This is a genomic window from Shinella sp. G-2 (assembly GCF_050172695.1).
Lineage (GTDB): Bacteria > Pseudomonadota > Alphaproteobacteria > Rhizobiales > Rhizobiaceae > Shinella.
On the sequence record NZ_JBBEYH010000002.1, the window covers coordinates 216,931 to 239,697 of the forward strand.

Below are 22,767 nucleotides of genomic sequence, written 5' to 3' on the forward strand. Positions count from 1 at the left end.
CCCCTGCCCTTAACGCTCGATCGTACCGGTCCGGCGGATCTTCTTCTGCAGCAGCAGCACGCCGTAGAGGAGCGCTTCTGCCGTGGGAGGACAGCCGGGTACATAGATGTCGACCGGCACCACGCGGTCACAGCCGCGCACCACCGAATAGGAATAGTGATAGTAGCCGCCGCCATTGGCGCAGGAGCCCATCGAGATGACGTAACGCGGTTCCGGCATCTGGTCGTAGACCTTGCGGAGCGCGGGCGCCATCTTGTTGGTCAGCGTGCCGGCGACGATCATGACGTCGGACTGGCGCGGCGAGGCGCGCGGCGCAAAGCCGAAGCGCTCGACGTCGTAACGCGGCATGGAAAGCTGCATCATCTCGACGGCGCAGCAGGCAAGACCGAAGGTCATCCACATCAGCGAGCCGGTACGGGCCCAGGTGATGAGTTCGTCCGTGGAGGTGACCAGAAAGCCCTTGTCGGCGAGCTCGTTGTTGATCTCGCCGAAGAAGGCATCGTTGCTGCCGACCGGCTTGCCCGTGTTGGGATCGATGATCCCCTTGGCCTGCGGCGCGACGAGCGTCGTGTTGGTATGAGCTACTCCCATTCGAGCGCTCCCTTCTTCCATTCGTAGATAAAGCCGATGGTCAGGACGCCGAGGAAGACCATCATGGACCAGAAGCCGAACCAGCCGAGCTCACCGAAGGACACGGCCCACGGGAACAGGAAGGCGACTTCCAGGTCGAAGATGATGAAGAGGATCGACACCAGATAGAAGCGGATGTCGAATTTCATGCGCGCGTCGTCGAAGGCGTTGAAGCCGCACTCGTAAGCGGAAAGCTTTTCCGAATCGGGGGCCTTGTATGCCACGGCAAAGGGCGCGACCAGCAGCGCAAGGCCGATCACGAGCGCGATACCGATGAAGATGGCGATCGGGATATAGGAACCGAGAAGTTCAGTCATTGGCGTCCATCCTGCCTGCTCGTGGCGCCGGAGAGACGCCTGTTGGTCAAAGACCTGCAAGCCGAGAAAGTATGTTGCAACGCCACGTCGTTAGCGCAGTGCGCGCCCCCGCGCAAGGCTTTGTCCGGCTTTCGCCGCAATCATTGTGTTCTTTTCCCGGCTGCCTCGAAAGGCTGGCGGCAGGCCCATTTAAATCGTTACGAAATCATGAAGGCCGGCACGCGGGGCGTTTCCCCGCGACTGCGAAGAAAAAGCCCCGCCAGCACCGCCCCGCCCGCTAGTTCGGATTCAAATTGAGCATCGGCACGACGCCGCCCGGCAGCATGGTGCGCGGCAGCTGGCCGTCCCATTTTTCCGCCTGCGTCAGCGAAACGAGGCCGGGATTGTCCTTCAGCGCGTCGCCGCGCGCCTTGATCGCCTCGGCTTCGGCCTCGCCGCGCAGCTTGATCGCCTCCGACTCGGCCTGGGCGGCAAGACGCACCGCATCGGCCTGGGCCTGCGCCTCGGCGCGGCGGGCATCGGCCTGGGCGCGCGCCTGCGTCACCGTGATTTCCGCCTGCACCTTTTCGCGCTCGGCATTCTGCCGCAGACGCTGCACCTCGACCTCGGCCAGCATGCGCTGCTCGATGCTCGCCTCGTAGGCCTCGGAGAAGTCGATGTTCTCGATCTGCACGCTGTCGATGATGACGGGGCCGGACACGCCTTCCTGGATGGCCGCCGCGACCTCGGCATTGAGGCGGCCGCGCTCCTGGATGGCCGTCACCGCGTTGAAGCGGCCGAACACCGTCTTGGTTTCCTCGAAGACCTTGCGCTCGATGAGGCGCGACAGCAGCCCGTCCTCCCCGCCATAGGTGCCGTAGACATCCTGCACGCGGTCGGCCGGAATGCGGTAGTTCACGGAAAGGCGGATATCGGCCGGCTGCTGGTCGCGGCTATAGGCCTCCATCTTCTCATAGACGATGGCCTTGGACTGCACGGAGATGCGCACGACCGAATCGATCAGCGGCAGCTTGAAGCCGAGGCCGGGCTCGGCCGTGCCCGAAACGGCGCCGTAACGCAGAATCACTCCGCGCTCGCCCTGGTCGATGGTGAACCACGAGCCGAACAGGATGCTGAGCGCGATGAGCGCGGCAAAGCCGCTGACAGCCATGGTGACGTAACGCATGCGAATCCCCCTCTTCCAGCCGGCAAGCTATACGAAGACGGAGAGGCGGCCAGAAACATTCGGCGCGAACACAAAGAATTTCCACCGGAACGCGCTTTGCGCGTCAAATGAGGAAATGCTTGTAAAGTCTTGGAAGAAAAGAAATGGCGCGAGTGACGGGGCTCGAACCCGCGACCTCCGGCGTGACAGGCCGGCACTCTAACCGACTGAGCTACACCCGCGCATCTTCTTGACCTTGCGGTCCCCGAATGTTCGTCCGGCCTTTCGAGTGGCGCGAGTGACGGGGCTCGAACCCGCGACCTCCGGCGTGACAGGCCGGCACTCTAACCGACTGAGCTACACCCGCGCATCTTCTTGACCTTGCGGTCCCCGAATGTTCGTCCGGCCTTTCGAGTGGCGCGAGTGACGGGGCTCGAACCCGCGACCTCCGGCGTGACAGGCCGGCACTCTAACCGACTGAGCTACACCCGCATTCCTCGAAAGCGTCCGGATGACGAAGCATCCGTCCCGAGCGGCCTCAGCCGTTCGATGAGCGGCTAACTACGGGGTTCGTGTTTGGGTGTCAAGCAGGTTTCAAGACAAAAGAATGACGCGCCGCGAAATGTTTCCACACCCTTGCGCATCTTCATGGCGCCATTCAAAAAAATGCAAAAAACTTTGCGATTGCCTCTTGCGGTTCGATCCGGTTCCGCATAGATCACAGCCACCAACGCGGCGGGCGATTAGCTCAGTTGGTAGAGCGCCTCGTTTACACCGAGGATGTCGGGAGTTCGAGTCTCTCATCGCCCACCATTCTTTTCAAAAGCCCTGTTTTCGCAGGGCTTTTTGCTTTTCAGACCTTTGAAAGTCCTTACCCGCCCTCTTTTGCCCGCGTTGATTTCATTGCGAAACCCGGCGCGGTTCCCTCGCCTTTTCGGGGCTAATTTGTCTGCCTGAAACGCATACCGTCTGCTGTCCATCAAGGACCTTACACCCTCATGTTCCGAGTACGCGCAAAGAGACGGCTTGAACTTCGCCCGGTCAAAGTCCTCGATGATTCTCCGAACTTGCATCAGCCCGCGCTTGCCAATGGAACGCTGGTACGCCGGGTCGACGAAGAGGTCTGTCGGATCGATCGTCCCGACGATGGGTATTCCTGTTGGTGGAATTCCAGGCGTCAGGCCACTGACGCGAGCGATCCAGGCAGAAGCGATTGGTTGCGCCTTGCGGTAACTCCGTCGCCAATTTACCTTCGGACTTCAACCAGAGATTTTGGAGGAAATTGATGCGCAGTGGCGTTATGGCACTCAGCATGGCACTCGCCTGTACAGCTTCGCCCGCAATGAGTGAAGAAGACTATCCATTCCCTCAGCTTCAGATCGAAATCTATTGCGACGCTCTGGTCGCCAAGATGCTCGACAAAAACGAACAGACGGCTGAGCGCGCAAAGTGCTTCATGCAAGAAACCCTTTGGAAAGCGCGGCTAGAGCCTTGGTGGCCGTTCTTGGACCCAAGGGTCAAGAGAATGATTGTCAAGGGTGACCTCAAGTCACCGCAGAACCAGACGTACCATGTACTGGTGAAACATACGGCGTTTGCCATAGGCAATGCCTGCCTAATGGGGCAGATGGAATGTAAGCCTAAAGCGCAGTGATACATGCATCACTGCCCTGCAGGGCATGGGTGCGACGGTTGTGCTTTTGCGCTGTCGGACGGGTCAGGTCGCCAAACTTAGGCCCGTCGCTTGAGGCGTTTCTGCGCCTCGGCCGCCCGGTTCATCCGGAACGGATCAAGCCTGTTCCTCGGCTTCGGTCGACGTCGCAGACGAAGAATCAGGCCGCGATCTGATCAAGGCGGATACCCCCAGACGAGTCGACAGACCTTTTCGATCTTCCAGTCCAGATCGCTCTGCTGATCCAAGAAGCGGACGAACGAGAGCGGGCCGGCGGCTGAAAGGTCGGGCCGCAAGGTCTTGCAGCCGAGATACGAGCGAGTTGCCCGATCAATCGCCAAGAAAGAAGGGTGGGTCGGACCAATGGCAGGGCGGGTCGGACTAAAGGCCGATTCTATCTGCGCGTGTTTGCTGTACGATTCCATCAGCATGCGCCAAGGAGGGCACTGTCGGATGGCGAACCGGATGGCCCGAGTGGTCGGCTGAGGTGGTGGTATGGCGAAGAAAACAACGCAGACCAGCACGTTCACGTGCAAATGCGGAGCCGTCAACGAAGTCGAGGTCGAGCTTTACGGCTTTGGCATGACGGACCGCGACAAGCTGGAAGCACTCTGCGCCCACTGCGACGAGCTTCTCTCGAGTTTTCAATGCTACGACGTCCGCGTTCACCTCTCACTCGCTCCGGCGACATCATAGCGGGTCTGTCGGCCGTGGCGTGTTCCTGCCCTACGGCCCCCTAGTTCACGAACGGAGGAAACGTGCGGTCGCACCTTGTCGATAACCACCTCCATAAATTGCAATCATCCTCTTCGGCACAATCTCGGAGTTGCGTATGAGCGGTTCGAACCAAAGCGAGATCAAGGCGCCGAAGCGAAAGCGCCAGGACAAGCGGCGGCGCGCCTGGATGGAGTTGCCACAAAATGTAGAGTGTGTGCACTGTGGCAATCCCGTCGATGCGGCAGGCGCCAACCTCAATTCCCCGCTCTGTCTTGTCTGCGAACGCGAATTAGGCCGCGCCGTTACGCCTCCTGTCGTCTCGGACGAAGCGGCTAACGGGTAGCCTTTACCAGCCAGAGCGTTCTCTTCCCGATCACCAATCGAACATTCGGAATGGCGTCCTGGATTCTGGAGAGATCCTCGGCGCTCAAATTGCTGATCGTTCCCTGGAAACCTCCCGATGAGGTTACGCGGCCCGAAACGTCCACCGCAATTGCGGTGGCGCCGTTCCTCAACACCAGCTTCGCCTCGCCAGCATACGGCCCAAGGCGGTCTGAGGTGGCGCGCACCCCGCCTCTGCCACTCCATGGCTCGGCCTGGATCGCCAATGCATGAGACTTAGACGAAGGTATAACCTCTAATCCTCGCCTGAACGCCCCGGGAACAGGACGTGTACGAACGAGCATTCCGAGACAAAAAGCGGTTTCTGCTTTCGGCGGTTGGTGCCGGCGCGGCGGCAGATGTCGATGAGGACCGTGATATCGTCTTCAGTATATCCCCGAGAAGCTCGGAAGCCCGGTCGGCTTCCTGGACATGCGGGGCATCCTCGGGGCGGATGAACGGTCCGGCAGAATCATGGATCGAAGGGCGTGAGAACGGCCAGCGTGGTCAATCCAGCCAAAAGGTGCGGTCCCAAATCGCGACGGCCCCAGCCACGTCGATAATAATGTCTCGCGCACGGCGCGCGACATGAGGCGGCACCCGGCCTTCGAGCACGATAGCCTGAGGCTGGAACGATATCTCCAGCCGGAAACGGCAGCAGATTTCGTCATACGCCACGGCCGACTTGATAGAAGCGCGCAGCCCATATTCCTGCGCGCCGAAGCCGCCGCCGAGAGATGCCTGAAACATCTCATCCTCCCATGTTTTCGAATATTCTTGAAAACAGGAATGTCGGCGCGAAGTTCCGGATGTGCGCGAAAGAAACCAATAAGATTTAAGGGGAGCCGCCGTTGAGCTTTGGCGGGCTCCCAAGCTCCGTTCTATGGCGCAGTCATAAAGAGAGGAGAAGTTGCCGCGGAGATCGTGCAGTCCGCAGTTCATCCATCGCATTGCCGAGGCTGCCAATGCACAATCTCATGTGCGCCCTTCCCATGCCCCTCAGGAGGGAAAAAAAGCGAAACTCACCTCGGCCTTGAAATACCGTCGCAGCAACCCTACATAGAATCCGTTCGCTTACGTAGCTCAACTGGACAGAGCACTGGCATGCCAAGCCGGAGGTTGTGAGTTCGAGTCTCACCGCAAGATTGGAAGGGCGCCCTTGTGGCGCCCTTCGCCTTTTCCGGAGTCTTCGCTTACGTTCCTCCGCCAACTTCCATGAACGTGGCAGAGGCGAGCAAAAACTCTGCCAATTTGGACGCGATCCATCCGGCAATGTGAGGCTGTCGACAAGGGTGGTGCGGCAGTGGCGCGACCCGTCGCCTCAATGCGTCGTCGGCGCGTCGTCTTCTTCCAGGAAGGACTGGATGCCATCGCGGGCGACGGTGGCGAGGAATTCGTCGAAGGCTTCGCGGTCGGTGGCGAAGGGTTCTTCCCATTCGAAGAGGTCTTCGTTCTGGGTGACGACTTCCAGCTTCCAGTCGTTCTGGGTGCCGGCGGGGCGGTAGATATCGACGAGGACGGTGATGTCGTCTTCCGTGTATTCCCCGGAAAGCTCGGAATGTTCCAGTTTCGGCTTCTTGGCCATGCGGGGCATCCTCGGGGCAGCGCCGGATGAACGATCCGGCAGGATCATGGATCGAAGGGAATGAGAACGGCCAGTGTGATCTCGCGGCAGCGACGTGACGTCAATCGGTCGCCCGACCCCGATCTAAAACTATCGGCAGTCGCGTTCTCAAGGCCTTGTGACAGAGCCGAGCGGCTTCGTCCACCCCTTCCTGCATCCAGAACCCGCCTGCCCGCGCCCGCCGCCTATTTCGGATGCGTCGGGGCGAATTCGGCGACGAGTTCATGCATCTCGCCGGGATAGGTCAGGCGCACATGGGTGATGTAGACGCCGCCGCTCCAGGTGCGGCGCTCGACGACGAGGCAGGGCGTGCCGGGGGCGATCGCCAGGAGTTCGGCGGCGCGGGCGTCGGCGCCGACGGCGCGGATGCGGTGTTCGGCGGCGCTCCACGGCACGCGGCTGATCAGCCAGGGGCTGGGCGCGACGTCGGTGAAGCTCTCCTCCGCCGCTTCCGGCACCGCCTCGAGGTTGATCAGGCGGTCTTCCAGGCAGAAGGGATGTTTTCCGGCAAAATGCAGCGCCGAGATTTCCGTCAGGCGCACCGCTTCGTTGAGCTCCAGCAGGCGGCGGTCTGCCGCCTTGGCGGCGCGGTCGAGGCGCGTGCGGCGCTGGTAGCGATAGGGCAGCCCGAGCGATTCGACTTCCAGGCGGATGTCATGGATTTCCAGCACGGCCGATTGGGCATGCGGATGGGTGACGTAGCTGCCGGATTTGCGGCGGCGCTCGATGAGACCGCGCTTGACGAGATCGGTGATCGCCTTGTTCACCGTCATGCGCGAGCACTGGTATTGCTCGGTCAGTTCGTGCTCGAAGGGAATGCGGTGACCGGGCGGCCATTCGCCAGACAGGATCTTGCCCTCCACATCCTCCAGGATGCGGCGGTGCAGCGACGGCTCCTTGGCTTCGACCGGCGTCGTGTGCGCGTCGATGGAAATGGTCGCCTCCGATCTGCCGGGCGCAGATTCGCCCGGTCCAAGAGTTGTAGGAAAGGCGGAAGCGCCTTTCAACAGGGCTTCACAACGGGTTTCAGGCCTCGGCAAGCGCGCGCATCACCGTGGTGAAGCGGCGGCCTACGGCTTCGCGGGCGACATGGCGGCCGCCCTCGACCTGCTTGCACCCGTTCACCCAGACGCAATCGACCTCGGCGCCATTGGCGAAGATCCAGCCGTCGAGCAGCGCATCCCCGGCAAGGTCGAGGCCATGGCGGGCCTTGACGCTGACGAAATCCGCCGCCTGACCGGCCGCAATGCCGGCGGCCGCGCCAAGGGCGGCGGCACCGCCGACGATGGCGCCGTCGAAGAGCGCGCGGCCCGTCGAGCCGCCGGGCGCGGCCAGCACGTTGCGGGCGCGATGGTAGAGACGCTCGGAATATTCGAGCTGGCGCAGCTCGTCCGGCAGGCCGATCAGCACGTTGGAATCGGAGCCGATACCGTAGCGGCCGCCGGCGGCGAAGAATTCCGGCGCCGGGAAGGTGCCGTCGCCGAGATTGGCTTCCGTGATCGGGCAGAGGCCGGCAATGGCGCCGGCTTCGGCCATGCCGCGCGTTTCAGCCTCCGTCATGTGCGTGGCGTGGATGAAGCACCAGCGGCCGTCGACCGCCTGGTTGTCGAGCAGCCATTCCACCGGGCGGCGGCCGCACCAGGCGATGCTGTCTTCCACTTCCTTGACCTGTTCGGAAATGTGGATGTGGATCGGCGTGTCACCGGCCATGGCGACGACGGTGGAAAGTTCGTCCGGCGTGACGGCGCGCAGGCTGTGCGGGGCGACGCCGGTGACGCCCTCCGGCAGGGCGTTCGTCAGCGCGCGGCAGCGTTCCAGAAGGCGGCCATAGGATTCGCGGTCGTTGATGAAGCGGCGCTGCCCCTCGCCCGGCGCGGTGCCGCCGAAGCCGGCATGGGCGTAGAAGACGGGCAGCAGCGTCAGCGCGATGCCGGTCTGGGAGGCGGCGGCGGCGATGCGGGCGGCCATTTCGCCGATATCGCCATAGTGCCCGCCGTCCTTGTCGTGATGCAGATAATGGAATTCGCCGACGCGGGTGAAGCCCGCCTCCAGCATTTCCACATAGAGCTGGCCGGCGACGGCCTCGACATCGTCGGGCGTCATGGACAGCGCGAAGCGGTACATGACATTGCGCCAGCTCCAGAAGGAATCGCTGCCCGGCCCGCGCGTTTCCGCAAGGCCCGCCATGCCGCGCTGGAAGGCGTGGCTGTGCAGGTTCGGCATGCCGGCGACCACGGTGTCGTGGCGCTCGTCGCCGGGCGCCGCAGCGGCCCCCTCCTCCAGCGATGCGATGCGCCCGTCCCTGACGTCGATGCGAACGTCCTTCGCCCAGCCGCCCTTAAGCAGCGCCTGCCTTGCATGAATAACAGCCATGGCCTGTCTCCCTCTCCCTTGTAACATCGACCTTGCAACATTGACGCCGGCATCAAATTGCCTCTTGCGTCTTCTGCGATTATGTATATACATTATTTGCATCACAGGGAAGAGGCAATCACGATGACGGCACAGGAAAAGGACACGGTCCGCGTCTGGCGCAATGCGCGGCTGGCGACGCTCAACGAAAGCCTGCCGGGGCTCGGCATCGTGGAAGATGGCGCCATCGCCGTGCGCGACGGCCGCATTGCCTTTGTGGGTCCTGAGGCCGACCTTCCCGCCGAATTCGCCAGCGCCGAACAGGTAGACTGCGAAGGCCGCTGGATCACGCCCGGCCTCATCGATTGCCACACCCATCTCGTGCATGCCGGCGACCGCGCCCATGAATTCGAGCTGCGCCTTGCCGGCGCCTCCTATGAGGAGATCGCCCGGGCCGGCGGCGGCATCGTTTCCTCCGTCAAGGCGCTGCGCGCGGCCAGCGAGGACGACCTGGTGCGCCAGACCCTGCCCCGCCTCCAGGCGCTGATGGCCGAGGGCGTGACGACGGTGGAGCTGAAATCCGGCTACGGCCTCGACACCGAGAACGAACTGAAGTCGCTGCGCGCCGCGCGCCGCGTCGCCGAAGAATGCGACGTCACCGTGCGCACCACCTTCCTCGGCGCCCATGCCCTGCCGCCGGAAATGAAGGGCGACAAGGCGTCCTATGTCGACAAGGTCGTGAACGAGATGCTGCCGGCCGTCGCGGCCGAGGGCCTTGCCGACGCCGTCGACGGCTTCTGCGAGGGCATCGCCTTCTCGGTCGAGGAAATGACCCGCGTCTTCGACGCAGCCAAGGCCCATGGCCTGCCGGTCAAGCTCCATGCCGACCAGCTTTCCAACCTGCATGGCGCGGAACTCGCCGCCCGCTACGGCGCGCTTTCGGCCGATCATCTCGAATATACCGACGACGCGGGCGCCGCCGAAATGGCCAGGGCCGGCACCGTCGCCGTCATCCTGCCCGGCGCCTTCTACTTCATCCGCGAAACGAAGAAGCCACCGGTCGATCTCTTCCGCAAGCACGGCGTCAAGATGGCCGTCGCCACCGATTCCAATCCCGGCACCTCGCCGCTCACCTCTCTGCTGCTCACCATGAACATGGCCGCAACCCTCTTCGGCATGACCGTCGAGGAATGCATCGCCGGCACGACGCGGGAAGCCGCGCGCGCGCTCGGCCTGGTCGATGAGGTGGGGACGCTCGAGGCCGGAAAGTGGGCCGACTTCGTCCTGTGGGACATCGGCCGACCGGCGGAACTGGTCTACCGCATGGGCTTCAATCCCATGCATGCCCGTATCCGCAGCGGACATTAATTCAGTCACGTCGCAGCCGCAGGCTGCATGGGGGAAAAACCATGACGATCACGCTTCACCCGGGCTCCGTTGCCCTGAAAACCCTTGAAACCATCTACTGGACCGGCGAAGCCGCCAAGCTCGATGCGTCCTTCAATGCCGGCATCGAAAAGGCCGCCGCGCGCATCGCGGAAATCGCCGCCGGCGACGCGCCGGTCTACGGCATCAACACCGGCTTCGGCAAACTCGCCTCCATCAAGATCGCGCCGGCCGACGTCGCCACGCTCCAGCGCAACCTGATCCTGTCGCACTGCTGCGGCGTCGGCAAGCCGCTCGCCGAGAACATCGTGCGCCTCATCATGGCGCTGAAGCTGATCTCGCTCGGCCGCGGCGCCTCGGGCGTGCGCATCGAGATCGTCCGCCTTCTGGAAGCCATGCAGGAAAAGGGCGTCATCCCGGTCATTCCGGAACAGGGCTCCGTCGGCGCCTCGGGCGACCTTGCCCCCCTCGCCCACATGACGGCCGTCATGCTCGGCGAAGGCGAAGCGACCTATGCCGGCGAACGCCTGCCGGGTGGTGCAGCCCTTGCCAAGGCCGGCCTCAAGCCCGTCGTTCTCGCCGCCAAGGAGGGCCTTGCGCTCATCAACGGCACGCAGGTTTCCACCGGCCTTGCGCTTGCCGGCCTCTTCCGCGCCTACCGCGCCGCCCAGGCCGCCGTCGTCACCGGCGCGCTGTCGACCGACGCCGCCATGGGCTCGTCCGCGCCGTTCCATCCCGATATCCACACGCTGCGCGGCCACAAGGGCCAGATCGACGTCGCCGCCTCGCTGCGCGCGCTCTTGTCCGGCTCCGTCATCCGCGACAGCCACATCACCGGCGACGAACGCGTTCAGGACCCCTACTGCATCCGCTGCCAGCCGCAGGTCGACGGCGCGTGCTTCGACCTTCTCGGTTCGGCCGCCCGCACGCTGGAAATCGAAGCCAATGCGGTCACCGACAACCCGCTCGTCCTGTCGGACAACAGCGTCGTGTCGGGCGGCAACTTCCATGCCGAGCCCGTCGCCTTCGCCGCCGACCAGATCGCCATCGCGGTCTGCGAGGTCGGCGCCATCGCCCAGCGCCGCATCGCGCTCCTGGTCGATCCCGCGCTCTCCTTCGGCCTGCCGGCCTTCCTCGCCAAGAAGCCGGGCCTCAATTCCGGCCTGATGATCGCGGAAGTCACCTCGGCCGCGCTGATGAGCGAGAACAAGCAGATGGCGCATCCCGCCTCGGTCGACTCCACCCCGACCTCCGCCAACCAGGAAGACCATGTCTCCATGGCCTGCCACGGCGCCCGCCGCCTGCTGCGCATGACGGAAAACCTCTCCGCCATCGTCGGCATCGAGGCGCTGGCCGCCGCCCAGGGCATCGAGTTCCGCGCCCCGCTCACCACGAGCCCGGAACTGCAGAAGGTCATCGCGGCGCTGCGCACCGTCGTCGCCACGCTGGAGGAAGACCGCTACATGGCGCCGGATCTTGCCGCCGCCGGCACATTCGTCTCCTCGGGCGCGCTCGCCGCATCGGTCTCCAAGGGCATCCTGCCGGTTCTGGGGGCATAACGTGGCGGTCTTCGACGTCCACCAGGGCACATCGCCCGTCATTCTCGCCTTCCCGCATACCGGCACGGACGTTCCTGCCGATATCCGGGATCGCCTGAACGACAACGGCCGCATCCTCGCGGATACGGACTGGCACATCGAACGGCTCTATGACGGCCTGCTGCCCGACGTGACGACCGTGCGCGCCACGTTCCACCGCTACGTCATCGACGCCAACCGCGACCCGGCCGGCGTCAGCCTCTATCCCGGCCAGAACACCACGAGCCTCGTTCCGGAAACGGATTTCGACGGCAAGGGGATCTGGAAGGACGGCGAGGCGCCGACCGACGCGGACATCGCCTATCGGCTCGCCAATTTCCACGCCCCGTACCACGCGGCGCTGGCGGCCGAAATCGAGCGCGTCAAGGCGATCCACGGCGTGGCGATCCTCTACGATTGCCACTCCATCCGCTCGCTGATCCCCTTCCTGTTCGAAGGACGGCTGCCGGATTTCAACGTCGGCACCGACATGGGCCGCACCTGCGACAAGGCCATCGAAACGGCGACGTTCGAGGCCTGCGCCGCGGCGGAAGGCTATACCAGCATCCTCAACGGCCGCTTCAAGGGCGGCTGGACGACCCGCCACTACGGCAAGCCGGAAACCGGCGTGCACGCCATCCAGATGGAACTCGCGCAGGTGAGCCATCTGTCGACCGAAGTCCCGCCCTTCGACCTCGACGAGGGCAAGGCCGCCCGGCTTCGCGTCCATCTGAAAGACATTCTGACCCGCATCGAGGCCATCGCCTCCACCCTGAAACAACGCTGAATTGGGAGAACAGCACATGACCGACAATCCTCGCCACAACATCCGCGAAATCCGTCCCGCCACCGGCACCGAGATCACCGCCAAGAGCTGGATGACCGAAGCCCCGCTGCGCATGCTGATGAACAACCTCCACCCCGACGTTGCGGAAAACCCGCACGAACTGGTGGTCTATGGCGGCATCGGCCGCGCCGCCCGCACCTGGGCCGATTTCGACAAGATCGTCGCCTCGCTGCGCGATCTCGAAGAGAACGAGACGCTGATCGTGCAGTCCGGCAAGCCGGTCGGCATCTTCCGCACGCACAAGGACGCCCCGCGCGTGCTGATCGCCAACTCCAACCTCGTGCCGCACTGGGCCACCTGGGACCATTTCAACGAGCTGGATAAGAAGGGCCTTGCCATGTACGGCCAGATGACGGCCGGCTCGTGGATCTATATCGGCTCGCAGGGCATCGTCCAGGGCACCTACGAGACCTTCGTGGAAGCCGGCCGCCAGCACTATAACGGCGACCTCAAGGGCAAGTGGGCTCTCACCGGCGGCCTCGGCGGCATGGGCGGCGCCCAGCCCCTCGCCGCCGTCATGGCGGGTCTCTCCTGCCTTGCCGTCGAGTGCAACCCGGATTCGATCGATTTCCGCCTGCGCACCCGCTATGTCGACGCCAAGGCCGAAACCCTCGACGAAGCCATGGAAATGATCGACCGCTGGACGAAGGCCGGTGAGGCCAAGTCCGTCGCGCTGCTCGGCAACTGCGCCGAAATCCTGCCGGAAATGGTCCGCCGCGGCATCCGCCCCGACATGGTCACCGACCAGACCTCTGCGCACGACCCGATCAACGGCTACCTGCCGAAGGGCTGGACGATGGCCGAATGGAAGGCCAAGCGCGAAAGCGATCCGAAGGCCGTGGAAAAGGCCGCCCGCGCCTCCATGCGCGAGCATGTCGAAGCCATGATCGCCTTCCAGGACATGGGCATCCCGACCTTCGACTACGGCAACAACATCCGCCAGGTCGCCAAGGAAGAAGGCCTTGAAAACGCCTTCGCCTTCCCGGGCTTCGTGCCGGCCTATATCCGCCCGCTGTTCTGCCAGGGCATCGGTCCGTTCCGCTGGGCCGCTCTGTCGGGCGATCCGGAAGACATCTACAAGACCGACGCCAAGGTGAAGGAACTGCTGCCCGACAACAAGCACCTGCACAACTGGCTGGACATGGCGAAGGAACGCATCTCCTTCCAGGGCCTGCCGGCGCGCATTTGCTGGGTCGGTCTCGGCGACCGTCATCGCCTGGGCCTCGCCTTCAACGAGATGGTGCGCAACGGCGAACTGAAGGCGCCGATCGTCATCGGCCGCGACCACCTCGACTCGGGCTCTGTCGCCTCGCCGAACCGCGAGACGGAAGCCATGAAGGACGGTTCGGACGCCGTGTCCGACTGGCCGCTGCTCAACGCCCTGCTCAACACCGCTTCCGGCGCGACCTGGGTGTCGCTCCACCATGGCGGCGGCGTCGGCATGGGCTTCTCGCAGCATTCGGGCGTCGTCATCTGCTGCGACGGCTCGGATGATGCCGCCGAGCGTGTCGGCCGCGTTCTGTGGAACGACCCGGCGACCGGCGTCATGCGCCATGCCGATGCGGGCTACGAGATCGCGCTGAACTGCGCCCGCGAAAAGGGTCTGCGCCTGCCGGGCATCCTCGGCAACTGATGCATGCCGCCTAAAGTGCGAAGCGGTTTCAGGGGAACGATATGCACAATGAACCCAAGCTGTTGCGCAACGCCGACCATCGCCGCATGCCGTGGAAGAACGGCGGCGGCGAGACGGTCGAGGTGATCGTCCATCCGGAAGGCGCAAGCCTTTCGGATTTCGGCTGGCGCGTCAGCATGGCGACGGTGGCGAGCGACGGACCGTTCTCGGTCTTTCCCGGCATCGACCGCACGCTGGCGGTGCTGACCGGCGACGGCATGGCCCTCACCATCGAGGGGCTTGGCGAAGGGCTTGGCGACAAGCTGCTGACGCCGGTCACCGCGCCGCTGCCCTTTCCCGCCGACGCGCCCACCACGGCGCGCCTGACGGGCGGGCCGATCACCGACCTCAACGTGATGACGCGGCGCGGGGTCTTCCGGCACAGCCTCGCGCATCATGTGGCCAGGGGCGCGACGGCGCTTGCGGCATCGTCGGGCCAGCGCCTGCTGCTCGCACTCGACCCGCTTGGCGTTACGACGCCGGACGGGCTCATGGGTCTCCAGCCGCTCGACGCCCTCGTGTTCGACGGCGCGGAAACGGCCGAGGTGGTTCCGGCGGGCGACAGCGCCGCCTTCTATCTCGTCGAAATCGCACCCGCCTGAGCGGCGCTTCCTTGTCCACCCTCCCCGAGGGTGCTACCTCCCGGCAAATCCATTTTTTGCCGGGAGATTTTTCATGAGACATCGCAAATTCGGCCGCACGGGTTTCACCACCACGGATATCGGCTTCGGCGCATGGCAGATCGGCGGCGCCTGGGGCGATGTCAGCGAGGCGGACGGCCGCGCCGCCCTGCACGCCGCGCTCGATGCCGGCATGAGCTTCATCGACACCGCCGACGTCTATGGCGACGGCCGCTCGGAAAAGATCATCGCCGATGTGCTCCGGGAACGCGGCGGCCAGCGCCCGATGGTGGCCACCAAGGCCGGCCGCCGGCTCTCGCCGCATGTCGCGGAAGGCTATACGAAGGACAATCTCGAAGGGTTCATCGACCGCAGCCTGAAGAACCTCGGCGTCGAGCGCCTCGATCTCGTGCAGCTGCACTGCCCGCCGACCGACGTCTACTACCGTCCCGAGGTCTTCCAGGGCCTGGAAGAGATCAAGGCCGCCGGCAAGATCGCCAATTACGGCGTCAGCGTCGAGAAGGTCGAGGAGGCGCTGAAGGCCATCGAATATCCCGGCGTCACCAGCGTGCAGATCATCTACAACATGTTCCGCCAGCGCCCGGCGCAGCTCTTCTTCAAGGAAGCCGCTCGCCGCCATGTCGCGGTCATTGCCCGCGTTCCGCTGGCAAGCGGCCTGCTCTCCGGCAAGATCACGCGCGATACGGCCTTCGCCGCCGACGACCACCGCAACTTCAACCGTCACGGCGATGCCTTCGACGTCGGCGAGACCTTTGCCGGCGTGCCCTTCGAGACCGGGCTTCAGGCCGTGGAGGAAATCCGCGCGCTGGTGCCGGCGGGCGTGCCCATGGCGGCCTTCGCGCTGCGCTGGATCCTGATGGCCGATGCCGTCAGCGTCGTCATTCCCGGCGCGCGCAATGCCGAACAGGCGAAAGCCAATGCCGCCGCGGCCAGCCTGCCGGCCATCCCCGAGGACGTGATGGAAGCGACGCGCGAGGTCTATTACCGCCTCGTCGCGCCGCATGTGCACCAGCGCTGGTAGGCTTTGGCCGCATAAACGGAAATGATAGCCGACATCATGGCTATCTATTTCGTTTATGCGGAGCCGCGCGCTACCGTTCCCCATCGGTCACAATCAGAACAGGGGAACGACCATGACGAAAACGCTGCTGGCACTGGCTCTTGCGGCCTCCACCCTTCTTTCCGCGCAGGCTTCGGCCGAGACGCTGAAGATCGGCACGGAGGGCGCCTACCCGCCCTTCAACTTCCAGGACGCTTCCGGCAAGCTCGGTGGCTTCGACGTCGAGATCGGCCTTGCGCTCTGCGAGAAGATGAAGGTGGAGTGCGAAGTTGTCGCGCAGGACTGGGACGGCATCATTCCCGGCCTCGTCGCCAAGAAATACGACATGATCATCGCCTCGATGTTCATCACCGACGAGCGCAAGAAGCAGGTCTCCTTCACCGACCCCTACTATCTCGCCGCCATGACCCATGCCGCGCCGAAGAATTCCGGCATCACGGATTTCACCAATGAGGGCATGAAGGGCAAGACGATCGGCGCGCAGTCCGGCACGACGCAGGCCGACTACGCCGCCGCCGTCTACCCGGATGCCGACATCAAGCTCTATCCGACGCAGGACGAAGTGAATCTCGACATGGCGAACGGCCGCCTCGACCTGCAGGTCGGCGACATGATTCCGCTGCTCGACTGGGTGACGAAGAACGACGACGGCAAGGCGTGCTGCGAGCTGATCGGCGAGCCGATCACCGACAAGAAGTTCGTCGGCGAAGGCGTCGGCATCGCCGTGCGCCAGGACGACAACGACCTGCGCGAGAAGCTGAACGCCGCCCTGAAGGCCATCCGCGAGGACGGCACCTACAAGAAGATCAACGACAAGTACTTCTCCATCGACGTCTACACGATGAAGTAAGACGCGGAGAATCCGGGACATCGGGAGGCGGCTTCGGCCGCCTCTTTCCGTTCCGCCGTCAGGACCCGGGCCGGGCATCCTTCCTGTAGTCCCTGAGAGACAGCACATCGGGGGGAAGCGTTTCTTCCTCCACCTCTTGCGCGATGACGCTGACGACAAACGGATAGGGATCGAAGGCCCGGCGTGGCCGGAAGTCCATCTGTGCATTGCGGCCTTCCGCCAGCAGCTCGTCGACATAGGCTCCCGCGAGCCCGCTGGTGCTAAACCGTTCCCACATAAGGCATTTCCCCTTCATTCGGGGTGTGCAATGCGCAGTATGCGAATTTGGTTCCGCGAAAAATGCGGGGTCCCGTTCACATTCTTGCCCGCCGCCGCGCGCCCTGCCCTTGCCTTTCCCGGTGCCACCGTCCTAGCTACACGCATGCCGATCAACCGTCTCGAACGCTTCGCCCACAATCTCGACTGGAACCTCCTGCGCACCTTCGTCGTGGTGGTGGAGGAAGGCTCGATCACGCGGGCGGCGAACCGTCTGCTCCTGCAGCAGCCGGCCGTCAGCATGGCGCTGAAACGGCTGGAGCAGTCGGTCGGCCACCGGCTGATCGACCGCAGCCCCGGCCGCTTCGAACTGACGGAGGCCGGCGAGCGGCTGCATGCGCTCTGCCATGACATCTTCACCGCCATCGTGCGCCTGCCCGAGGCGATGGAACCCTCGGGCGAGGACGTGTCGGGCCATATCACCCTCCACGCCGTCAGCCATGCCATGAACCCCGCCTGGGACCGGGCGATCGCCGATTTCTTCCGCCTGCATCCGCGCGTCACCGTGGGCGTGACGGTGGAAACGACGACGGATGTCATCCGCTCGGTGGAGCGGGGTGTCGCGACGCTCGGCCTTTCCGACGGCATCATTCCCGAGGGGCTGGAGAAGGTGCCCTTCTGCTTCGAACGCTACGCGCTCTATTGCGGGCGCGGGCACCGGCTCTTCGGCGTTGCCGATGCGCGGCTGGAGGATCTGCGCGGCGAACCCTATGTCAGCTTCCTCGCCGACGTGCTGGGCGGGCCGCATATGGGGCCGGTGACGGCGGTGCGCGCCGTCGGCTCCTTCGGCCAGCAGGTGCGGGCGCTCGCCTTCAACGTGGAGGAGGTGCTGCGGCTCGTCGTCGCCAATGCCGGCATCGGCATGCTGCCGGTCCACCTGACCGGCCCGGCGCTGCTGGCCGGCGAACTCTGGCAATTGCCGCCGCATGACGACCTGCCGGTGACCGAAACCTTCCGCATCACCAATCCCGGTTCGGCGCTCAATCCGGCCGAACGCGCCTTCCTTTCCCATATCGCCGACGTGCCGCCCTGGCGCTGGGGCGAGCCACATCAATCCTGATGATAGCGACCTTCATCTCTATAAATTTGAAGAATGCCGCCAGCTTGCGTAGGCCTGTGGCCGACCAAACAATGGGATAGGACCCTTCCGCTGAAGCCGTCTTCGGCGGAACCGTCCTGGATGGAGGGCCCATGCAGACGTTCGACATCGCAATCATCGGCGGCGGCATTGCCGGCATCTCGCTGGCCTATTTCCTCAGCGCCCACCGTTCCGTCGTGGTGCTGGAGCGCGAAGGCGCGCTCGGCTATCACAGCACCGGCCGCTCGGCGGCGGAATTCACCCTGCGCGACAACGCGCCCCAAGTGAATGCACTCGCCCGCGCCAGCCATGCCTTCCTCAGCACCCCGCCCGAAGGCTTCGCCGACGTGCCGCTGCTCATCGCCCGCGGCAGCATCCTCTTCGGCGCGGAAGGCAAGGAAGCCCTGGTGCGCGAACGCTACGAGGCGGCCAAGGCGCTCGGCGTCGACGTGGAGTGGCTCGATGAAGCCGCCCTCCTCGCCCGCGCGCCGATCCTCGACCCCACCTATGCGGCGGCCGCCTATTTCGACCCCGACTACTGGGACATCGAGGTCGACGCCCTGCTGCAGGCCTATGCCCGGCATGCGCGGCGAAACGGCGCGCAAATCCTCGAAAACCGCGAACTCACCAGCGCCCGCCGCGTCGCGGACAGATGGCTGATCGAGACCAACGAGGAGACCATTGCCGCAGGTGTGCTCGTGAACGCGGCCGGTGGCTGGGCCGACACGGTGGCGGAATTTGCCGGCGTCCGGCCGATGAATATCGTGCCGCACCGGCGCACCGCCATCACCGTCGACCTGCCCGAGGGCGTCGATGCCGCCCGACTGCCCGAGATCAACGAGATCGAGGAAATCTTCTACTTCAAGCCGGAGGGCGGCCGCCTGCTCGCCTCGCCCGCCGATGCGACGCCCTGCGCGCCGGCCGACGTGCAGCCGGAGGAACTCGATATCGCCTATGCCGCCCATTATATCGAGGAAGCGACGACGCTCGCCGTGCGCCGCGTCTTCAAGAGCTGGGCCGGCATGCGCAGCTTCTCGGCCGACCGCCTGCCGGTCGTCGGCCCCGCCCCGGACGAGCCGAGCTTCTTCTGGCTCGCCGGCCAGGGCGGCTACGGCATCCTCACCTCGCCCGCCCTCGGCAGCCTCGCCGCCGCCCTGCTGACCGGCGCGGCCGTGCCGGACACGCTGGCGCGCGAGGGCATCGGCGCGGAAACCTTCAGCCCCGCCCGCTTCGCCTGAGGTTTCCAGGAAGGGCCTGCGCCGTTAGAGTTTGTCAGGGAAAAATGGGAACGGGCATGTCTGGTTCAATCCGAACCTGGCATGCTCCAAGTTCTTTTGTTTTCGTTTGTCTTTTCGGGAAAACCGGTTGCCACTTTTCCCTGACAAACTCTAGGACGAGCAGGCCGCCTCGAATTCGCCGATCGTCGCCTGATCGTTGTCGTCCCGCAGCACGGCGTCGGCGCCGACCAGGCTCGGGTCGAGTTCCGTCGCTTCCTTCGAGTAGGACGAAATGAAGAAGGCCTTGCGGCCTTCCCAGACCGACCGCCCGTCAACGAGGCCGGCGCAGGGCGAGGCCGTTTCGAAATCGAGCTGAAGTTCGTCAGCGGTCGGCTGCGCGGCGGCTATGGCAAGCGCGATGGCAAGAATGTTGAGCATGACGACCTCTGACGCAACGACCTTTGACGCATGGGGGAGGCTCGAACTGGCACGATTCCGTCGCCGGCGTCGACCGGCGATAGAGGCGAACCGCACGAAATCCACCGCTGGATCAACGCCTGTTCACCGGAATTGTTCGTGTTCCCGTTCCATTGCCCGATGCCGCTTCGGCCGGGCATGGTCTGGAATAGAAAACGGGCGCCACAAGGGCGCCCGTTTCCGTTTCAGGTTTCCGCGGCCGGCGTCGTGGTGGCGCGGGCTGCGTCGCGATCCTTCCACCAGCGGCTGAGGAACAGCAGGATCGGGCCGCCGATATAGATCGACGAGGTCGTCGCTACGATCACGCCGAACAGCATCGGCCAGGCGAAGGGCTTGACCGTGTCGCCACCCCAGATCGCCATCGGCAGCAGCGAGACCGCGACGGCGAGCGAGGTGAAGATGCATCGCATGACCACCTGGTTGATCGACAGGTCGATGAGATCGGAGAAGGGCATCGACTTGTACTTGCGCAGGTTCTCGCGCATGCGGTCGTACACCACCACCTTGTCGTTGACCGAGTAGCCGATCAGCGTCAGCACGGCGGCGATGGCCGTCAGGTTGAAGTCGATCTGCATCAGCGCGAAGAAGCCGATCATCTTGGTGATATCCAGGATCAGCGTCACGATGGCGCCCACGGCGAAGTGCCATTCGAAGCGCCACCAGATGTAGATCAGAATGGCGAGCATGCCGAGGGCGACGGCCTTGAAACCGGAGCTGGCAAGTTCGCCGGAGACGGTCGGGCCGACCACTTCCGTCCGCTCGAAGCTCGCATCCGGGATCACCTGGGCAACGCCGTCGCGAATCTTCTGGAGGGCAGCGGTCTGCACCTCTTCACCGCCCGGCTGGCGCTGGACGCGCACGAGCACGGAGGTGCCCTGGCCGAATTCCTGCAGCGCCACTTCGCCGAGGTTCAGGCCTTCCATCTTCTCGCGCAGCGGAGCGAGGTCGATCGGCGACTTGGACGTCGCCTCCACCTGGATGCCGCCGACGAAGTCGATGCCGTAGTTGAGGCCCGGCGTGAAGAACAGGACAACCGAGCTGGTCGAGATGAAGGCCGACATGGCGATGGCGATATAGCGGCCGCGCATGAAGGAGAAGTGCGGGATTTCCCAGACCTGGCCGAAGAGCGAGTGGATGTCGATCTTCTTCAGTTTCTTCAGGATCACCGTCTCGCGCATCAGGAAACGCACGAAGGTGATCGAGGTGAACATGGAGATGGCAAGGCCGAAGATCATGGTGATGGCGAAGCCGCGCACCGGACCCGAGCCGAACAAGAAGAGCAGAAGCATGCCGACCATGGTCGTCATGTTGCCGTCGACGATGGTGGCGAAGGCCTTGTTGAAGCCGACATCCAGCGCCTTCATCGCCCCCGCGCCCGCCGCCGTCTCTTCACGGATACGGGCATTGATGAGGATGTTGGCGTCCACCGCCATGCCGATGCCGAGGATGATGCCGGCGATGCCGGGTAGCGTCAGGGTCGAGCCGACGAGGCCGAGCAGGCCGATCGTCAGAATCGTGTGCAGCACGAGGCCGAGATTGGCGATGAGACCCCAGGAGCCGTAGAGCACCTGCATCAGCACGACGACGGCGGCAAGGCCGGCAAGACCCGTATAGAGGCCCATGCGGATGGAGTCCGAACCGAGATTCGGGCCGACGGTGCGCTCCTCGATGATGGTGAGCGGCGCCGGCAGTGCGCCGGAACGCAGCAGCGCCGAGAGAACGGTGGTCTCCTGCGCGGTGAAGTTGCCGGAGATCTGGCCCTCGCCGCCGATGATCGGCTCGCGGATGACGGGCGCGGTCAGCACCTTGCCGTCGAGCACGATGGCGAAAGGCTTGCCGACATTGGTCTGCGTGACTTGTGCGAACTGGCGCGCGCCGGTGGGATCGAAGGTGAACGAGACGATCGGTTCGTTCGTGCGCTGGTCGAAGCGGGGCTTGGCATCCGCCAGACGTTCGCCGGCAATGGCGACGCGCTCTTCGACGGCATATTTGTTGCCGTCATTGGCGCCCGGCAGGATCAGCACGCCGCGCGGGGCGACGCCGTTCACGTCCACGGACTGGTCGACCATGTGGAAGCTCATCTGCGCGGTCGAGCCGAGCAGCTGGCGCAGGCGCGTCGGGTCCTGCAGGCCCGGAAGCTGCACGAGGATGCGGTCGCCGCCGACGCGCTGGATGAGCGGTTCGGCAACGCCGACCTGGTCGACGCGCTTGCGGATGATCTCGAGGCTCTGATCGACGGCGGCCGACATGCGCTCGTTGATACCGGCTTCCGTCAGCGTGACGGTGACGACGAGGCCGTTGGTCGCGACATCGATATCGGACGTGCCGCCACCGAAGCCGAGCGTCGTGGTCGGTGCCGCGAGCTTGCGCATTTCCGGCAGGACCTTGTCCATCGCCGCCTGGTCCGGCAGCGTCACGGTCAGCGTCGTGCCGCTGAGGCGGGCGGCCGAGGCGCGCTCGCCGGCGGTGCGCAGGATGGCGCGCGTATCGTTCAGCACCACATCCATGCGCGCCTTGCGGAGCGCGGCGGCATCCACTTCGAGAACAAGGTGCGAACCGCCCCGAAGGTCGAGGCCGAGGGTGACGGGTTTTGCGGGCAGGTAACGCCCGAACGTCGCCTGCTGCTCAGGCGTCAGCACGTTCGGCACGGCCGCCAACACCCCGAAGAGGATGATGATGGCGGTGGCGAACAATGCCCATTTGTTGGTTTTCATGGGGTGTTCCACTTAATTGCCGGATCGGCGCGACGAATACGCCCGCACCATCCGTGGGCTCGAAATTTCAAGTGCTGGTGCGGCGCGCGGGCGCCG

21 protein-coding genes and 5 tRNA genes are annotated in these 22,767 nt (G+C 64.5%); 13 read left to right on the forward strand and 13 right to left on the reverse strand.

What is annotated here, in order from left to right; all coding sequences use genetic code 11:
- Window positions 1-9: 9 nt before the first annotated feature.
- From V8U06_RS04920 to V8U06_RS04945, 6 genes are all read right to left on the reverse strand, one after another.
- On the reverse strand, window positions 10-591 hold the full coding sequence (locus V8U06_RS04920) for a NuoB/complex I 20 kDa subunit family protein (RefSeq protein ID WP_133033330.1): 582 nt from the start codon (window positions 589-591) through the stop codon (window positions 10-12).
- A complete protein-coding gene (locus tag V8U06_RS04925; protein ID WP_427139727.1) occupies window positions 582-947 on the reverse strand; it encodes an NADH-quinone oxidoreductase subunit A in 366 nt (121 codons plus the stop codon). The genes V8U06_RS04920 and V8U06_RS04925 overlap by 10 nt, the downstream gene beginning before the upstream one ends.
- A 277-nt stretch (window positions 948-1,224) precedes the next feature.
- Window positions 1,225-2,112: a prohibitin family protein gene (locus V8U06_RS04930; RefSeq protein WP_427139728.1), complete on the reverse strand. Its 888-nt coding sequence runs from the start codon at window positions 2,110-2,112 to the stop codon at window positions 1,225-1,227.
- 144 nt (window positions 2,113-2,256) lie between these two features.
- Window positions 2,257-2,333: transfer RNA gene (locus tag V8U06_RS04935), tRNA-Asp, on the reverse strand.
- A 48-nt stretch (window positions 2,334-2,381) separates the two neighbouring features.
- Window positions 2,382-2,458: transfer RNA gene (locus V8U06_RS04940), tRNA-Asp, on the reverse strand.
- Window positions 2,459-2,506: 48 nt separating this feature from the next.
- Window positions 2,507-2,583: transfer RNA gene (locus tag V8U06_RS04945), tRNA-Asp, on the reverse strand.
- Between the two features lie 245 nt (window positions 2,584-2,828).
- Between V8U06_RS04945 and V8U06_RS04950 the strand changes: the two genes are divergently transcribed.
- From V8U06_RS04950 to V8U06_RS04960, 3 genes are all read left to right on the forward strand, one after another.
- Window positions 2,829-2,904, forward strand: a tRNA-Val gene (locus V8U06_RS04950).
- Window positions 2,905-3,376: 472 nt separating this feature from the next.
- The gene (locus tag V8U06_RS04955) at window positions 3,377-3,745 is read left to right on the forward strand and encodes a hypothetical protein (RefSeq protein ID WP_427139729.1); all 369 of its coding nucleotides are present in this window, start codon (window positions 3,377-3,379) and stop codon (window positions 3,743-3,745) included.
- A 513-nt stretch (window positions 3,746-4,258) separates the two neighbouring features.
- Window positions 4,259-4,459 carry a hypothetical protein gene (locus V8U06_RS04960; protein ID WP_226919557.1) on the forward strand — a complete coding sequence of 67 codons (201 nt, stop codon included), beginning with the start codon at window positions 4,259-4,261 and terminating at the stop codon, window positions 4,457-4,459.
- A gap of 909 nt (window positions 4,460-5,368) precedes the next feature.
- Here the strand turns inward: V8U06_RS04960 and V8U06_RS04965 are convergent.
- On the reverse strand, window positions 5,369-5,611 hold the full coding sequence (locus tag V8U06_RS04965) for a hypothetical protein (protein ID WP_427139730.1): 243 nt from the start codon (window positions 5,609-5,611) through the stop codon (window positions 5,369-5,371).
- A 322-nt stretch (window positions 5,612-5,933) separates the two neighbouring features.
- On the opposite strand from V8U06_RS04965, the gene V8U06_RS04970 reads away from it, so the two are divergent.
- Window positions 5,934-6,008, forward strand: a tRNA-Gly gene (locus V8U06_RS04970).
- Between the two features lie 174 nt (window positions 6,009-6,182).
- Here the strand turns inward: V8U06_RS04970 and V8U06_RS04975 are convergent.
- The 3 genes from V8U06_RS04975 to V8U06_RS04985 all read right to left on the reverse strand — a co-directional run bounded on the left by V8U06_RS04975 (window position 6,183) and on the right by V8U06_RS04985 (window position 8,858).
- On the reverse strand, window positions 6,183-6,446 hold the full coding sequence (locus V8U06_RS04975) for a hypothetical protein (RefSeq protein ID WP_226919564.1): 264 nt from the start codon (window positions 6,444-6,446) through the stop codon (window positions 6,183-6,185).
- A gap of 224 nt (window positions 6,447-6,670) precedes the next feature.
- Complete coding sequence (gene hutC, locus V8U06_RS04980; protein ID WP_427139979.1) at window positions 6,671-7,414, reverse strand: histidine utilization repressor; 744 nt, start codon at window positions 7,412-7,414, stop codon at window positions 6,671-6,673.
- A 97-nt stretch (window positions 7,415-7,511) separates the two neighbouring features.
- A complete protein-coding gene (locus V8U06_RS04985) occupies window positions 7,512-8,858 on the reverse strand; it encodes a formimidoylglutamate deiminase (RefSeq protein ID WP_427139731.1) in 1,347 nt (448 codons plus the stop codon).
- 123 nt (window positions 8,859-8,981) lie between these two features.
- Between V8U06_RS04985 and hutI the strand changes: the two genes are divergently transcribed.
- The 7 genes from hutI to V8U06_RS05020 all read left to right on the forward strand — a co-directional run bounded on the left by hutI (window position 8,982) and on the right by V8U06_RS05020 (window position 16,870).
- A complete protein-coding gene (gene hutI / locus V8U06_RS04990) occupies window positions 8,982-10,205 on the forward strand; it encodes an imidazolonepropionase (protein ID WP_427139732.1) in 1,224 nt (407 codons plus the stop codon).
- 41 nt (window positions 10,206-10,246) lie between these two features.
- Entirely contained in the window at window positions 10,247-11,782 is a 1,536-nt protein-coding gene (hutH, locus tag V8U06_RS04995; RefSeq protein WP_427139733.1) for a histidine ammonia-lyase, read from the forward strand.
- Window position 11,783: 1 nt separating this feature from the next.
- Window positions 11,784-12,587, forward strand: coding sequence for an N-formylglutamate deformylase (gene hutG, locus V8U06_RS05000; RefSeq protein ID WP_226919569.1), 804 nt, complete (start codon window positions 11,784-11,786; stop codon window positions 12,585-12,587).
- Between the two features lie 16 nt (window positions 12,588-12,603).
- A complete protein-coding gene (gene hutU, locus V8U06_RS05005) occupies window positions 12,604-14,280 on the forward strand; it encodes a urocanate hydratase (RefSeq protein WP_427139734.1) in 1,677 nt (558 codons plus the stop codon).
- Between the two features lie 41 nt (window positions 14,281-14,321).
- On the forward strand, window positions 14,322-14,921 hold the full coding sequence (locus tag V8U06_RS05010; protein ID WP_427139735.1) for a HutD/Ves family protein: 600 nt from the start codon (window positions 14,322-14,324) through the stop codon (window positions 14,919-14,921).
- Between the two features lie 73 nt (window positions 14,922-14,994).
- Window positions 14,995-15,981 (forward strand): aldo/keto reductase, encoded by a 987-nt coding sequence (locus V8U06_RS05015; RefSeq protein WP_427139736.1) that lies wholly within the window; start codon window positions 14,995-14,997, stop codon window positions 15,979-15,981.
- A 112-nt stretch (window positions 15,982-16,093) separates the two neighbouring features.
- Window positions 16,094-16,870, forward strand: coding sequence for an ABC transporter substrate-binding protein (locus tag V8U06_RS05020; protein ID WP_226919573.1), 777 nt, complete (start codon window positions 16,094-16,096; stop codon window positions 16,868-16,870).
- Window positions 16,871-16,928: 58 nt separating this feature from the next.
- On the opposite strand, the gene V8U06_RS05025 is transcribed toward V8U06_RS05020, so the two are convergent.
- A complete protein-coding gene (locus V8U06_RS05025; protein WP_427139737.1) occupies window positions 16,929-17,147 on the reverse strand; it encodes a hypothetical protein in 219 nt (72 codons plus the stop codon).
- A gap of 144 nt (window positions 17,148-17,291) precedes the next feature.
- Between V8U06_RS05025 and V8U06_RS05030 the strand changes: the two genes are divergently transcribed.
- Window positions 17,292-18,245, forward strand: a complete 954-nt coding sequence (locus V8U06_RS05030) for a LysR family transcriptional regulator (RefSeq protein WP_427139738.1) — start codon at window positions 17,292-17,294, stop codon at window positions 18,243-18,245.
- 131 nt (window positions 18,246-18,376) lie between these two features.
- Window positions 18,377-19,501 (forward strand): NAD(P)/FAD-dependent oxidoreductase, encoded by a 1,125-nt coding sequence (locus V8U06_RS05035; protein WP_427139739.1) that lies wholly within the window; start codon window positions 18,377-18,379, stop codon window positions 19,499-19,501.
- 150 nt (window positions 19,502-19,651) lie between these two features.
- Here the strand turns inward: V8U06_RS05035 and V8U06_RS05040 are convergent, their stop codons facing one another.
- A complete protein-coding gene (locus V8U06_RS05040; protein ID WP_226919577.1) occupies window positions 19,652-19,918 on the reverse strand; it encodes a hypothetical protein in 267 nt (88 codons plus the stop codon).
- A gap of 224 nt (window positions 19,919-20,142) precedes the next feature.
- The gene (gene secD / locus V8U06_RS05045; RefSeq protein WP_427139740.1) at window positions 20,143-22,671 is read right to left on the reverse strand and encodes a protein translocase subunit SecD; all 2,529 of its coding nucleotides are present in this window, start codon (window positions 22,669-22,671) and stop codon (window positions 20,143-20,145) included.
- Window positions 22,672-22,767 lie beyond the last annotated feature (96 nt).

What these genes read in the sequence shown, in the direction of transcription:
- secD (WP_427139740.1), bottom strand. Translation starts at nt 22,671, where the DNA reads ATGAAAACCAACAAATGGGCATTGTTCGCCACCGCCATCATCATCCTC.
- V8U06_RS05020 (WP_226919573.1), top strand. Translation starts at nt 16,094, where the DNA reads ATGACGAAAACGCTGCTGGCACTGGCTCTTGCGGCCTCCACCCTTCTT.
- V8U06_RS04955 (WP_427139729.1), top strand. Translation starts at nt 3,377, where the DNA reads ATGCGCAGTGGCGTTATGGCACTCAGCATGGCACTCGCCTGTACAGCT.
- V8U06_RS05040 (WP_226919577.1), bottom strand. Translation starts at nt 19,918, where the DNA reads ATGCTCAACATTCTTGCCATCGCGCTTGCCATAGCCGCCGCGCAGCCG.
- hutU (WP_427139734.1), top strand. Translation starts at nt 12,604, where the DNA reads ATGACCGACAATCCTCGCCACAACATCCGCGAAATCCGTCCCGCCACC.
- hutI (WP_427139732.1), top strand. Translation starts at nt 8,982, where the DNA reads ATGACGGCACAGGAAAAGGACACGGTCCGCGTCTGGCGCAATGCGCGG.
- V8U06_RS04960 (WP_226919557.1), top strand. Translation starts at nt 4,259, where the DNA reads ATGGCGAAGAAAACAACGCAGACCAGCACGTTCACGTGCAAATGCGGA.
- V8U06_RS04985 (WP_427139731.1), bottom strand. Translation starts at nt 8,858, where the DNA reads ATGGCTGTTATTCATGCAAGGCAGGCGCTGCTTAAGGGCGGCTGGGCG.
- V8U06_RS04920 (WP_133033330.1), bottom strand. Translation starts at nt 591, where the DNA reads ATGGGAGTAGCTCATACCAACACGACGCTCGTCGCGCCGCAGGCCAAG.
- V8U06_RS04925 (WP_427139727.1), bottom strand. Translation starts at nt 947, where the DNA reads ATGACTGAACTTCTCGGTTCCTATATCCCGATCGCCATCTTCATCGGT.
- V8U06_RS05030 (WP_427139738.1), top strand. Translation starts at nt 17,292, where the DNA reads ATGCCGATCAACCGTCTCGAACGCTTCGCCCACAATCTCGACTGGAAC.
- hutH (WP_427139733.1), top strand. Translation starts at nt 10,247, where the DNA reads ATGACGATCACGCTTCACCCGGGCTCCGTTGCCCTGAAAACCCTTGAA.
- V8U06_RS04965 (WP_427139730.1), bottom strand. Translation starts at nt 5,611, where the DNA reads ATGTTTCAGGCATCTCTCGGCGGCGGCTTCGGCGCGCAGGAATATGGG.
- V8U06_RS04975 (WP_226919564.1), bottom strand. Translation starts at nt 6,446, where the DNA reads ATGGCCAAGAAGCCGAAACTGGAACATTCCGAGCTTTCCGGGGAATAC.
- V8U06_RS05010 (WP_427139735.1), top strand. Translation starts at nt 14,322, where the DNA reads ATGCACAATGAACCCAAGCTGTTGCGCAACGCCGACCATCGCCGCATG.
- V8U06_RS04930 (WP_427139728.1), bottom strand. Translation starts at nt 2,112, where the DNA reads ATGCGTTACGTCACCATGGCTGTCAGCGGCTTTGCCGCGCTCATCGCG.
- V8U06_RS05035 (WP_427139739.1), top strand. Translation starts at nt 18,377, where the DNA reads ATGCAGACGTTCGACATCGCAATCATCGGCGGCGGCATTGCCGGCATC.
- V8U06_RS05025 (WP_427139737.1), bottom strand. Translation starts at nt 17,147, where the DNA reads ATGTGGGAACGGTTTAGCACCAGCGGGCTCGCGGGAGCCTATGTCGAC.
- V8U06_RS05015 (WP_427139736.1), top strand. Translation starts at nt 14,995, where the DNA reads ATGAGACATCGCAAATTCGGCCGCACGGGTTTCACCACCACGGATATC.